This window comes from Streptomyces sp. SID13031 (genome assembly GCF_010548305.1).
GTDB lineage: Bacteria > Actinomycetota > Actinomycetes > Propionibacteriales > Kribbellaceae > Kribbella.
The window spans coordinates 1-12,659 of the sequence record NZ_JAAGLV010000016.1; the positions used below are offsets into that span (position 1 = coordinate 1).

Here is a 12,659-nt window from a genome sequence, read left to right on the forward strand (position 1 = left end):
CCATCGCAATGAACACGTGGAGAGCCGGATGCGGTGGAAGTCGCACGTCCGGTTCGGAGGGCGGGCCAGGGAAACCCACCAGCCGAAAGGCTGACAGGGCGCCCAGGTCCGACCCCTACACCGAACACGCCACCGCCGAGGGCAAGCTCTACCTGTGCGCGATCAAGGACATCTACTCCAACCGGATCGTCGGCTACTCCATCGACTCCCGCATGAAAGCGTCCCTGGCCGTGGCGGCTCTTCGCAACGCTGTCGCGCTGAGAGCACCAGCACCTGGCCTGATCGTTCATTCCGACCGCGGCAGCCAGTTCAGGTCCAACAGCTACCTCCGAACTTTGAAGACCCACCAACTGCGCGGATCGATGGGCAGAGTCGGAGCCTGCGGCGACAACGCCGCGATGGAATCCTTCTTCGCGCTGCTCCAAAAGAACGTCCCGGACCGGCAACGCCAGCTCGGCAAACTCACACCCATCGAGTTTGAGACAATTCAACCCGCCGCACACGCGGCCTGAACCACCACACCCCGCGAGTCAACTGAACCCGGGGCAGTCCCCCCGAGGCGCGGCCCCCAACCGGGAACCGCCCTCAGCGATCCTCTGTGGCGCACCCGCGACTAGAGCCTGACCGCCGATCGCCATCGCGATGGAGGGCCTGATTTCCCCATCGCCTTGCATCTGGTCGACCAGGACCGGCCGCCGATCCCCCAAGCTCGACCCGTCACCCCCGGGCGAGGTACCGAGGGGTCACGTCGGTGCCTCATCTGGCCTGTACCTCTCCTTCTCCCTGCTCGCCCTGGCGATCCACCGCAGCTGGCTCCGCACCCTGACGGGTCATCGTCTGCCTGACGATGCCCCTACTCGTTACGGTTGGTACCGTCACCGCAACCGAGCCGGGAACCGAAACTGTGTCCGAGCTCGCATCTCAGCACGCTGGACGACTCGCCAAGCGGACCGGTATCAACTCTCTGCTCCGGTGTACCGTGGCATTTCCCGTCGAACATGCGGAAGTGATCGTGGGCCCGTCGTCAGAGGCTGTGAGACCAGCCAGGAGATTTCGCGCCCTGCGAGGAAACCAGGAGCCAGTACGGACACGGTCCGCGTTCGCGCAAACGTCGACTGACGACTCGCGGGCGGTCGTGACGACGCTGAACGACCCGGAGTTGCCACCAGCGGGCCGTCGGCTCTCCTATGCGTTGTTTGTCTCCTGTCCCGGCCAATCGGCCACGGACACTCCAATCCTTAGGCGCGAGAACGACGTGTCGTCCGATCAACAAGAGACGCCGCCCGGCAGGAGGTCGGTGCACCCCGGGGGCGTCGGAAGCGTGCCGATCATGACTCGCGCCAGCTTCGCTTTGATGTACCTCCCTGCCGATTCCTACGCGCCGATCGAAGTGTGTGCAGGTCATCGGCGATGTCGCCGTCCGAGAAGGCAACAAGACCGTCTCTCCGACGAGTCCCCGAGGGATCCCTGCCGATCATGAACGGCGAGGCGATCGCGCTCGATCTCAAGATCCCGGCAACCAGCTCGATCAATGGTCTCCAGGTAGGGAGGTAGCTACCCGTTGAGTCGCCAGTACAGACACCACATGTCCCACGCTTCACTGCTGCGAGACGTTTCCGGTGTCTCTCCCTCGTCAACTCGCAACGGAATTGACGCGATAGTGGTTCCGGCGAGTCGGCCGTCGGCGCAACGCGCCATCAACCTTTCTGCAGAGCTGTCCATACCGCTGGTCATCCTCTGCAGCCGTCAGGCGAAGGCGGAGAGCATTGCCGAGCGAGTAGAGAAGACTTTCGGCGCACGAGCACTTGTCATCCACGTCCCCGACAGTTACGCGCTCTTACCGACGCCACTGCTGACCTCGAATCCTTACTTCGCCAAACTGAGCGCCGGTCGCTCCAGCGATCTCAGCGTCAAGCGCAATCTCGGCCTACGACTGGCGCGGCTCAGAGGTTGGCGAAAGATCCTCTTCCTCGACGACGACATCTCGAGCGTCCGCCCTCAAGACATCGCCCGGCTCAGCGGCTACCTCGACAATCACTCGGTCGCAGCGATGGCCAGCCGTACGTTCCCGGACAACTCAGTGGTGTTCCATGCCCGACGCCAAGCCCGCTTCAGGCAAGACGTCTTCGTAGGCGGTGCGGTGCTAGGAGTCAACATCCAAAACCCGGCCACCTCTTTCTTTCCGGACGTCTACAACGAGGACTGGTTCTTCTTCGCGCGGTTTGCTGCTCAACGCTCGCTGGTCAAAGTCGGCGAGGTGCGGCAGGACGAGTACAAACCATTCGACGACCCTCGGCGCGCTGCCCGCGAGGAGTTCGGAGATTTTCTCGCCGAGGGGCTCTACGCGTTGTTTGAGAGCACGTCGGACTTGAACTTCAACGATCAACTGACGGCAGCAGGCGACAATCACTGGCGCTGGTTCAAGGAGATTCGCCTGGAGATGATCGCGGCGACCTCGGCAGAGCTCCAACGGCAACTGACTGACGCCGACCCGGTGGAGTACCGCACTGGACTGCAAGCACTCGAATCCTTGCGTTTCGCCGGCGAGCACCTGCAGGCCATTTCTTCTGCGGATTGTGTCGAGTTCATCCGCAGATGGAGATGGGACGAGCGGACATGGAGACTGACGATGGCCAGGAGTGACTTCGGGCTGAGCGAACGCGATGCCCTCGATGAACTCGGCCTGACGACATGGTTCTCTTGTGGGTACGGGCGGTCCTCCAGGAACGGCTCAGTGGACTGCGCCTGACGACCGACTATCCTTCAGGCGATCGCATCACGGCGGCGAAGAGGGTTCGCCCTCCTGCTCGGCCTATCGGAGCCCTTTTTGGAACTCCTTTTCTGTCGTCACCCTGTCCACGCTGATCTTGATGTCCTGGTCCCTGACAAACTCGTAGCCCATCTTGACGTAGTACTGCCAGGCATCGGTGTTGCCGACAAACACCCAGAGTGCGATCTTCTCCTCACCCTGCCTTTTGGCCTCACTCTCGAGACGTTCGAGCAGAGCCCGGCCCACACCCGCCGTCCGATGGTCGGGTTCCACCCACATCGACTCGATGTGCAGGTACTTGTCTGGCCCGTGCCTCTTCGCCAGCATCCCCAGGCCGACATTTCGGCCGTCGAGCTCCGCGGCGAACCACTCTTCGTTGTTGCATCGACGCTTCCAAGCTGACGGTTTCAATGCGGACTCGGTGGCAAAGTCACCAAGGAACGCGTCCGGAGACTCTTCCAGCGCGAGTAGCCGCAGTCGTCTCAGCTCGGCCCACTCGACCGCGGAGATCCGAGACGTTGTGGGGCACATACGACCTTCTGAAGCGATCGTTTGAAGCTGCGACATGCGTGGTCTAGTCCCCTAAGTCGCCGGAGATACACCGAGCCATTGCGAACCTCGGTGCTAGTCTCCGACATTTTTGACCAGCATTGTCCGACGGAGTGTCGGACGCAAGCGGCCAACACTGTTCCAGTTTGATCTCGAAATGTTTCACTGGACGGCGAGCTCTCTTGGCAGGGGTCGGTTGGGCGCCCCAACGATGGGTGCTCTGCAGGATGAGGAGGTCGAACTTGAGGCCCCTGGACAGGGTAGGGGTCACGGAGGGGACTCAAGGGGACCTCGAAGGCAGGGTCGCCGATCACGCACCCGACTCCCTCCGTGTGCTCGGCGAGCCAGATGTCGAGGACGTCCTGCAGTTGGTCGATGGAAGCGTGAAAGACAGTGATGCGCGCTGGCGCGGATGGGGTCGCGACGTTCGCGCCTGGGAGGATCGAGTGGATGACCGGCTCGGCCTTCGTCATGACCACTCTGATGTGCGGTAGTTGATGGTCAGCGCGGCCAGGTTGATCCGATCGAGGCCGACTCGCTCAAGCCTCTCCTGCCACGACTCGGTGAGCGGTGCCGGGCTTGGGTGCGGTCGCCGACGACGACGGTGACGCTTCTCGACGGGCGGCGGAGCAGCACGTCTGCCATTCCGCGTCGGTCAGTTCCTGCGCCTCGTCGACCACGACGTGCGCGAACGGCCGGCTAGCAGGTCGGGTCGGTCGTGGGTAGTGGGGTGTGGTCAGTCAACGCCTCCTGATGTCCTTGCCGCGCAGCACCGGCGCCCAGCCCTCGTTGTCGGCCTCGATGATGTTGTCGATGACGTCGGACATCCGTTCGCGCTCGATCGCCGCGGGCCTCTGCCGACGCTTTCCCCGAGAGGCCCCGAGTCGTCGAGTCGCTGGCGCGCCGCATCCAGGAACAGCAGGCCGGACACCATCCACGCCAGTTGGTCTTGCGCTGCAGCAACTTCACGTCGTCGGGGCTGAGCACACATCCGGAGGTAAACCGGTAACGATCACAGATCGCCGACCAGGTCGGTCGGCTCGATCAGCGGCCACATAATGCCGAACGCGTCGACGAGATCCTCGTTGCTCTCCGGCGATCAGCGTATCAGGGCGAGTGAGACGTCCTCCTCGGCGTACGCTCTCGTACTTATCTAGCAGGATTGTGAGCAGGTCCTCCCAGACCTGGCCGCGCGCCTCGTTGTGCGGCGTACTGGGGTCGGCCGATCCGAACGCTTCGGCCCAGTCGGCTGGGCTCAACCAGATACCCGATCAATGGGGTCTCGACGGTCATCCCCTTGGTCGGCCCCCTGCGAGGAAGTCCCTCAGCGTGCAGGACTGCACGCCTTCCTCACCGAGACCGGGAAGGACGTCCGAGACGTATGCCACATAGGGCCTGGCGAATCGCCGCGAAGTGTTTCTCATCAGGCGATCAGACCGGCTCGGCCTTCGCCGTGAGGTTGGCCGGAAGCGTCGAATGCGTTGGTGGTCTAAATTAACGTCAGCGGCTCCCATTGAGCAACAGCGTCGCTGCCCTGCGCGGATCGTGCCGGCCACGGCGGTAGCCCATACGGCGGTCTCTGGGGTCAAGGCGGCTTCGAGTGTGGTCGACAGAGACTCAGTGGTCGGCATCGGCCGTCGTGCGCGACGCCGATGCCGAGGTCGGTGACGCGGCTGGCCCAGTGGGGCTGGTCGGTCGACTGCGGGATCACCGTTTGCGATGTATCGGCGCGGCGGCAGTCATCGCCTACCGGATCCGCCGTGGTGACGACGGCGGCAACGCGGCCGAACAGCTTCTGCTGGTTGATCTCATCGACGGCGAGAGACCATCTCCGTCGTCGATCAAGGCGAGCTCGGCCTAGCCACGACGGATGACGGCCCGGCGGCCCTACGTGCGCACCGCCTCGATAGCCAGCTGAGCGGCGTTGGCCAAGGCGTGCATGGGCGTGCTGCCGAAGTCCACGAATACAGCCGGTCCGCCGTTGTCGAGGGACTCGAGCTGTCACCGGGAACCGGACGCTCGTCCGGCAGGATCCACGCTCCGGTCCGTACGACGTCGAAGGTGGACGGCTCCTGCCCTGGATCCAGGACCGGATCGGTTGGCCAACCAGAGCCTGCCGCCGATGACGTAGTCGCGGACGTTGTCGAGCAGCGTCAGCCCGTGCTCGACCCGGATGAAGTTGAGCGCCCGCTTAAGAACACATTGTTACTGTCGGCATCCAGATCCCACAGCAGCCGGCTGCCGGTCACCTCCGGCGGGAGCTGGCGGCCCAAAGAGCCTGCGGCCGATGGGTCGGCGATGGCAAGGTAAGTCGCTGGAACGTCAACGACATGGCGTGGATCCAAGGCTTCTCGCCTACCGACAGCGAACAGCAACGGCCGGGCAGTAGGCCAGTCGCCACGATCAGGTCGTACCCTGGCCGCCTCGCGAATCACCTCGAACCGTTCCGCGCCCGTCGGCCGCGCGCTCGGGACTGGACGAGGGCGGAGGCGCCACCTTCGTCAACGCTGGCGCCGACCGCCCGATCCTCACGAACGGCACACCAACCGGCCCACCAGTTCCGCGAAGTCCTGCGGCGTGCACAGCAACGCCAACGCACCGCCGCTGCAGTTTCAGCGCTAGCGCCACCATCGGCTAGACGTCGCCCTGACCGTAGGTCGACAGAACACCCGGATCCACACTGTCCACTCCTCGAGGTCCTGGCTACGAGGAGCGATTCTCCGCCCAGAACGAGGCCTCGCTGCAAGCCCGGGGGTGCGCTGTAGGTCGGATAGTGGAAAGAGGTCCTCGGCTTCTCCCACCTTTTGTGCCCACACCGAGTAGGGCGACTGGCAACGTTGTGTCCTGTGCCTTGTGAGGGTTCACCGCGAACTTGATCGGCTGGACGGCTCGCCGCCGAAAGGCGTTGTGCAGGTACTCCGGGTAGCGTTGTACTCCCGTCGATGCCTCGGGAGGGACCGTGGCCCCTTTGCCAGAGGCCGTTCGACTCGCCAACCGACTCCGAGACCTGCGCGAATCTCACGGCGCCGGACTGTCCCAGCAATCGCTGGCATATGCGCTGAGCGACGACGTGCAGGTGACAGCCACGACAATCAACTCCTGGGAATCATCGATCGACGCAGAGCTGCCAACGGCAGGACGCTTGCGCTCTTACGCCCTCTTCTTCTGCACCGATCGAACAATCGACGGCACTCCCCGTCTGATCCCTGCGCGCGAACTGATGCCCGCTGAACAGGAACGCTTCGAGGAACTCTACGAGGAACTGATCGAGGCCCGCGAAGCCGTTCGCGCAGGGGCCGGTTCGCCGGGCAGTGGCTCCGACCGTACCTGGGTTTTCGAGAGCGGCCCAATCACGATCATCTGCCCCGAGGCGCCGCTCGAAGTGCGGTCACAGCTTTCCGATGAACGCGAGCACAATTACACCCAGATGTACCGGTACGGCGATCTTGACGCGCTGATCGAGTTGTGGGGTCATGTCCGCGCCTCCAACCCAGAACTTGAGGTCTCGCACCGGCTACCTGAAGAGGTTACGGCTGACGACTTGTCGAGCCATCTGGTTATGCTGGGCGGGATCGCCTGGAACCACGCGACCAGGCGACTGCTGAAGTATTTGCACGAACTGCCCATCGCCCAAGTAGAGGTCCCGGACCTGGACGACGGAGAAATCTTCAGGGCCAAGGACACTGGGACGGAGTTCTGGGCGCAGTACGAGCAGATCGATGACGTCCGTGGCGAACTGGTTGAGGACGTTGCTCTGTTGGCACGAGTGCGAAACCCGTACAACCACGACCGAACGATCACCATCTGCAATGGAATTCACAGCCGCGGAGTCCTGGGAGCGGTGCGGACGCTCACCGCTCGAAGCGTTCGCAAGCGCAACGAGGCTTATTTGTCGAAGCTGTTCCCCGACGGGTCGTTCGCCCTGCTCCTGAGGGTGCCGGTGATGAACGGCCAAGCTATCGCGCCCGACCTGGAAATTCCCGAGAACCGGCTCTTCCAGTGGGCGCCTCATGGAAATTCCAATATCGAATGATTCACGCAGGCCCGCCGTCGCTCGGCGCCGATCGAGCGCGCTGAGTCTGTCTGTCTGACTGCACGATTAGGAGAGGGTGGCTGTCGTGGACGGTGGCGAGATCTGGGACCACATCAACGACAGCGCGGATGCGGCATGGCCGCTGACCGTGCTGGTCTGCGGCTTGGTGTTCATGCTGTTGTTTCGCCGCCAGATCGGCGAGCGGATCTCGAAGATCGTCAAGGCCAAGGCGGGCATGGTCTCGCTGGAACTCGACGCGAATCAGCAGGCCAACGAGGTCTTCGGCGAGGCGGTGCCCGAAGTGCTCGCGCGGCCCGAGCGGAAGGCAATCACCGCTGGACCTGGCGATACGGCAGAAGTTGACGGGAGTTCCCAGACTGTCACCGCGAGCGGTCAAGTCATGGGTCGCACGGAGGCAGCCACCAGGGTGGACGCCAAAAGCGGCTCCGGGGATCCAGCGGATGCCTTTGCTGTAGAAATAGACGACCTCTTCGCCCGGCGGGAACAGATCGAGGAGATCATCCGTGCATCGTGGCGCGCCGGCGTCGAGGTAGGCCAGACGACCTCGTTCGCTGAGCCACCGGAACCAAAGATCGTCTGGACCGGATCCAAGCCCTCGATTGTCGGCTGGAACGTAGCCGTACGACCGACCAGCATTCGGGGCGCGGAGGGCGGCGGCACACCGAGCGGCGTAGAAAGCGCTAGCGAGGAGTTCCGCCGACTGGAGGACGAGATCCGTCGGCTCCGGGCAAGCGGCGCGGACAACCTACGCAAGGGCATGACCCCGGACTACTTGCTCTACCTGGAGTTGCTGGAGAAGCTACGACGCCTCGACCCCAACTCGCCGGTCACTTGAGAAGGCACGTCCCGGAGTAGGGCGTGCCCTCTGGAGTGGCGAAACACGAGGTCCGGCCCGTGAGAGACGACCACATCGTGCGCTGAGCAGCGGAAACACCGGTCGGATGACCTCTCGTCAGAGTGGCGGAGGATACGAGATTCGAACGCGTGAGGGGTTGCCCCCCAACACGCCCAGCATCCTCGATGAGATCGCATAGCAACTAATCGCAATTCCATAGCTGCGGCCGTACGGTCATTTCTAGGCTTATGCCATGAATGTGGAAGTGGTCGTGTTCTCGGTCGCAACCGGAGTCCTCGCCGTGCTGTTGGTTGTGGATTGCCTGCGTGACATGGCAGGGCGATAGTGCGTGAACGCTTCCGACACTTTCTATCCCGATGGTTCGGGCGACTCAATGATCACTTCCGGCGTCGCCGCGACGACGATCGATGACGAGGCCGACGGCCTGGTGGTGCTCGGCTACATGCGGCAGCACTTGTTGATGACGCAGATCGAGACCTGGCCCGCAGCGTTCGAGGCGTTCGTTGCCGACGCGATGTGCGACAGTATCAGCGGGGTCCTGCTGCCCAGCATGCTGCACTTCTCCGTCCTCGAGCCACCGCCGATGATCAAGCGGCACTTTGAGCGCCTCACTAAGACACGTGCGTCGCCGGTCGGGATGGGGCCGTGGCTTCCTCCGATGACTACTACCAGGTCGTCGAACTCGACAGCGTGGGCTCGGAGGTCGGGTTCGCAGACGGCGTGGTTGAGGACGAAGGTGAGGGGTGCTGGCCTCGGCTCGGGTGAGGCTTTCGACAGACTGCGACGGCGACGATCGCGCTCGACAGGCCCTTCGCGGCGAAGGACCAGGCCGGTACGGTCGCAGGGCCGCTACTGGTGTCCGCTTCGGTGGTTCCCAAGGAAGCGCCGGTGATCGTGAGGGTGCACGAGGACGCCGGGATGTCTCGGCAGTTGTTGTGAGGGGCTCCGATCGCTTCGGTCAGTGTGAGGCGGGCGTCGAGCACGCTCACCGGAAGGCTCGATCCGTTGGCGAAATCGACGCGCGAAGGGCCACCTGATCCGAGTTGGACGCCCGGTGCGATGGCAGCCCTCCCGGACGACCACGCGGACTTCGGCTCGGTCGTGTCGAAGGCCAGGCCGGGAATACGGGATGAGCGTAGGAAGATCCCTGTCGGAGGTTTCGGAATCCCGGCGGCCCGAACAACCTGCGCCACGACGTGTGCGCGGTCGAGAAGTGCTGCGGTCGGAGGGGCTGGCGGCAGCGTCGGAATTCCATCGCCGGCCGTTGTCGGACCGGCGGTGGGCGTTGCGCTGGTTGTCGCTTCAGAGGTTGGCGTTGCCTCGGTGCCGTAGGCGACAGGAGAAGACCGATGAGAGCGAAGACGGGACCCAAGTATGCACAGCATTTCCCAGCGCGGTTCATGGGCATCATGTTTGGTGACACTCGGGACCGCCGAATCGTTGCATTGGCCGTTGTAGGTCGAGTATCCGCACACTCCGGCGAAGAAACCACGACCAGCGGGCACCCGCATCATGCCCGCCGCCGGCCGGCAGGGCACACGGTCAGTTCCTTTCTACTGCTTCGTTGACGCCTTGCCTGGCCGCGTTGGCGCCTTTCGAGATCATCGACGTCGCTCTCGACCCGGTGCCGGCGGCGACACTGCCGGCGTTGATGGTGCCGCCGCCGGCGACGTACACGCCGCTGTTCTGGATGATCGTTTGGGCGTTGGGTCAGCTCGGCGGTGTCGATCCCTGGCTCGTACTGGGTTTCGGTCGAGAACGGACCGTATGTCACGCACTTCGACGCGAACGGGTACGAACTGGGTCGGCTGACTCCGTACCGGAACAGCCCGGACAATGCGTTCCACAAGATCATCGGGTACTTGCCGGCTGAGCTCGCGAATCGCGTGAAGAACAAGGGGATGGAGGGCCTGACGGTGACGCCGGACGGGTCGACGCTGGTGGGATCATGCAGTCCGCGTTACAGCAGCCGGATCTCGGGAGCACGAAGGCCGGCGGGGTTTCGCCGGCCCGCATCGTGGCGATCGACCTGCGGACGCACGAGTCGAAGCAGTACCTGTATTTGCTGGACAACCCGGCGACGACGGGTGACGCCAACAGCGAGATCACCGCGCTGTCGAACACGAGGTTTCTTGTCGACGAGCGCGATGGCACCTTCGGGCCGTTCGCCCAGAAGACTCTCTACGAGATCGACGTCAACGGTGCCGGGGTCACCGTCGCGCAGAAGCAGCCATACGTGAACGCTGGAATGCTGGTGAGCCGACTCGACCCGACCGGCAAGTTCTTCTCACACGACAAGGTCGAGGGCGTCGCCACGGCGGATGCGGGCCGGACCTTGTACCTGTCCAACGACAACGATTTCGGTATCGACATTATCGTGGTCGCCCCCGACGGCCAATGGACGGTTCACCAGAAGGCGTTGCCGACGACCGGCCGAACCGACAACGGCGAAATCCTGAAGATCGACACCACCAAACTCCCCGCAGTCCTGAAAACCGTCACGGTGACGATCCACGTGCGCTGACGCACTTCTAGGGCGGCGGGGTGAGCTCATGAAGACAGATCCGACTCGAGGGGCGAGCCGTTGCCTGGTTGGACCCTGGGAGTCGACCGGGGTGGTCGGTTCGGGTGGTGAAAGACGGTCCGCTGGCGAAGCAGGCCGTGGTCGGCGATTAGGAGCGCAGCAGTACCGGCCAATTCCCTCGCGGAATGACAGAGGTGGCAACTTGGGATGGATTGGCACTTGAGGACCCGGGGTCCGGTAGCGTGCGGCCGTTGAGGTGGGGTTGTTACTAGGGGTGGGGATTGTTGTGAATCTTGATTTCGGGCTTGATCCGATGTTCTCGTGGTACGTCGTTCTGCTGTGTCTCAGCGGCATCGTGATGGTCGTTCTGGGGGCGATCAACAAGGCCGAGCAGTCGGCTGGATCGCGCGCGCTGAGCGTGATCGCCGGGCTCGGATTCCTTGGGTACGGGGTTTATCTGGGGTTCATCTTCGATGGCGGCAGCTACATGATGTTCTTCCAGGCCTTCATCCTGCCGGTGCTCCTGGTCGTCAACTTCATCCGCTCGGTGGTCACGAAGCCGACCCCGCCGCAGCCGTACATGGGCGCTCCCGTGCAGGGCCAGTACCCCGGTACTCCCGCTCAGGGGCAGCCGTACGCCGGTGGGCCCGTGCAATCGTATCTGGGTCAGCCCCAGGCCGGCCCGACGCAGCCGAGCTGAACCGGCCTGCCGCGCTGTCGGCGGGTCGCTGATTGACGGGCTTGGTGGGGTCGGGCAAGATGTCGAGTCCGGCGTGGCTCGCGCCTCACCTTCGTTGACCGGTCCCAGCCTGGTCCGCTGAGAAGGCAAAGGGATTTCTGGTCTCGGGCCGCTCGTCCTGGTCAACTGCCCCGGGCGGGATCGCTGGGGGATCGCGTCCGGGTGCGTGGAAGGCCAGATGACAGCGCACAGGAACTTCAAGCGACGGGTTCGCGCCCGCGCCGCCAAAACGGGCGAGTCCTACACGGCTGCCCTCCGGCACTTCCGTCCGACTCCATCAGGAGAAGACATGCCGGAGAACACCCAGACCACCCTGCGGATCGCCGTCGCCCAGTCGACGGTTCGCGAGGATCCCACCGATGCCGACGGGCTGCGTGCGAGCGCGGCGGAGGTTCGTCGGCTCATGCAGGAAGCGGCGGGCGAAGGCGCCCGCCTGGTGCACTTCACCGAGGGGGCGCTCTGCTTCCCCAGCAAGGTCGTGATGTCCGAGCTCGGCCCGGACGAGATCGGCCCGTCCGACTGGAGCAAGGCCGAGTGGACCGTGCTCCAGGGTGAGCTCGACCGGATCGCAGTACTGTCCGGTGAGCTCGGCATCTGGACGGTGATCCCGTCGGTGCACCAACTGCAGCCCCGGCCCCACAACAGCATGTACGTCATCAACGACCAAGGCCGGATCGTCGACCGGTACGACGAACGCACGCTGTCGACCACGAAGGTCACCTGGATGTACTCCCCGGGCGAGAAGCCGGTCACCTTCGAGGTCGACGGGTACCGGTTCGGGCTCGCGCTCGGGCTGGACGTGCTCTTCGCCGAGCTGTTCACGGAGTACGACCGGCTCGATGTCGACGCCGTACTGGTGTCGTACGCGACCACCGGCATGCCGCATCACGAGCACATCGAGGTACAGACCCGCGGGCACGCCGTGACGAACACCTACTGGATCAGCCTCGCGGCACCCGCCGACCCCGGAGCCGGCCTCGAGTCGGGCATCACCAATCCGTACGGCCAGTGGACGGTCCAAGGCCCGGCGGATAGTACGCCGGGGATTGCGGTGACCGACCTGCATCATGCTGAGGTCACCCAGATCGGGCGCTCCTTCCGCAGCAAGACCCGAGTCCGCATCAACTCCTGACCGGCTCGAGCTGAGGGGCGCTTCCGGGCGCCCCT

Annotated in this window: 11 protein-coding genes; 8 read left to right on the top strand and 3 right to left on the bottom strand. The window is 64.0% G+C overall.

Going from position 1 to position 12,659, the window contains the following annotated elements; genetic code table 11:
- Both G3I17_RS28230 and G3I17_RS28235 read left to right on the top strand, forming a co-directional pair.
- On the top strand, window positions 1-512 hold a 512-nt coding region (locus tag G3I17_RS28230), incomplete at its 5' end, for a DDE-type integrase/transposase/recombinase (protein ID WP_239062993.1).
- Between the two features lie 1,148 nt (window positions 513-1,660).
- Window positions 1,661-2,749 carry a hypothetical protein gene (locus tag G3I17_RS28235; protein ID WP_203590870.1) on the top strand — a complete coding sequence of 363 codons (1,089 nt, stop codon included), beginning with the start codon at window positions 1,661-1,663 and terminating at the stop codon, window positions 2,747-2,749.
- A gap of 63 nt (window positions 2,750-2,812) precedes the next feature.
- Here G3I17_RS28235 and G3I17_RS28240 read toward each other — a convergent pair whose 3' ends face one another.
- Window positions 2,813-3,301: a GNAT family N-acetyltransferase gene (locus G3I17_RS28240; RefSeq protein WP_164600654.1), complete on the bottom strand. Its 489-nt coding sequence runs from the start codon at window positions 3,299-3,301 to the stop codon at window positions 2,813-2,815.
- Window positions 3,302-4,958: 1,657 nt separating this feature from the next.
- Between G3I17_RS28240 and G3I17_RS28245 the strand changes: the two genes are divergently transcribed.
- From G3I17_RS28245 to G3I17_RS28255, 3 genes are all read left to right on the top strand, one after another.
- Window positions 4,959-5,180 carry a hypothetical protein gene (locus G3I17_RS28245; RefSeq protein ID WP_164600655.1) on the top strand — a complete coding sequence of 74 codons (222 nt, stop codon included), beginning with the start codon at window positions 4,959-4,961 and terminating at the stop codon, window positions 5,178-5,180.
- Between the two features lie 1,107 nt (window positions 5,181-6,287).
- Window positions 6,288-7,352: a helix-turn-helix domain-containing protein gene (locus G3I17_RS28250; RefSeq protein ID WP_164600656.1), complete on the top strand. Its 1,065-nt coding sequence runs from the start codon at window positions 6,288-6,290 to the stop codon at window positions 7,350-7,352.
- A gap of 85 nt (window positions 7,353-7,437) precedes the next feature.
- Window positions 7,438-8,208 (top strand): hypothetical protein, encoded by a 771-nt coding sequence (locus G3I17_RS28255; protein WP_164600657.1) that lies wholly within the window; start codon window positions 7,438-7,440, stop codon window positions 8,206-8,208.
- A 391-nt stretch (window positions 8,209-8,599) separates the two neighbouring features.
- Here G3I17_RS28255 and G3I17_RS28260 read toward each other — a convergent pair whose 3' ends face one another.
- Together G3I17_RS28260 and G3I17_RS41760 are read right to left on the bottom strand one after the other, a co-directional pair.
- The gene (locus G3I17_RS28260; protein WP_164600658.1) at window positions 8,600-8,827 is read right to left on the bottom strand and encodes a hypothetical protein; all 228 of its coding nucleotides are present in this window, start codon (window positions 8,825-8,827) and stop codon (window positions 8,600-8,602) included.
- A 944-nt stretch (window positions 8,828-9,771) separates the two neighbouring features.
- Window positions 9,772-9,906, bottom strand: coding sequence for a hypothetical protein (locus G3I17_RS41760; RefSeq protein ID WP_275402563.1), 135 nt, complete (start codon window positions 9,904-9,906; stop codon window positions 9,772-9,774).
- A gap of 271 nt (window positions 9,907-10,177) precedes the next feature.
- Here G3I17_RS41760 and G3I17_RS41130 point away from each other — a divergent pair, with 271 nt between their 5' ends.
- From G3I17_RS41130 to G3I17_RS28275, 3 genes are all read left to right on the top strand, one after another.
- The gene (locus tag G3I17_RS41130; protein WP_343238441.1) at window positions 10,178-10,753 is read left to right on the top strand and encodes an esterase-like activity of phytase family protein; all 576 of its coding nucleotides are present in this window, start codon (window positions 10,178-10,180) and stop codon (window positions 10,751-10,753) included.
- 286 nt (window positions 10,754-11,039) lie between these two features.
- The gene (locus G3I17_RS40060) at window positions 11,040-11,453 is read left to right on the top strand and encodes a hypothetical protein (protein ID WP_203590872.1); all 414 of its coding nucleotides are present in this window, start codon (window positions 11,040-11,042) and stop codon (window positions 11,451-11,453) included.
- A 328-nt stretch (window positions 11,454-11,781) separates the two neighbouring features.
- On the top strand, window positions 11,782-12,624 hold the full coding sequence (locus G3I17_RS28275) for a carbon-nitrogen hydrolase family protein (protein ID WP_164600659.1): 843 nt from the start codon (window positions 11,782-11,784) through the stop codon (window positions 12,622-12,624).
- Window positions 12,625-12,659: the final 35 nt, after the last annotated feature.

What these genes read in the sequence shown, in the direction of transcription:
- G3I17_RS28240 (WP_164600654.1), bottom strand. Translation starts at nt 3,301, where the DNA reads ATGTGCCCCACAACGTCTCGGATCTCCGCGGTCGAGTGGGCCGAGCTG.
- G3I17_RS41130 (WP_343238441.1), top strand. Translation starts at nt 10,178, where the DNA reads ATGCAGTCCGCGTTACAGCAGCCGGATCTCGGGAGCACGAAGGCCGGC.
- G3I17_RS28275 (WP_164600659.1), top strand. Translation starts at nt 11,782, where the DNA reads ATGCCGGAGAACACCCAGACCACCCTGCGGATCGCCGTCGCCCAGTCG.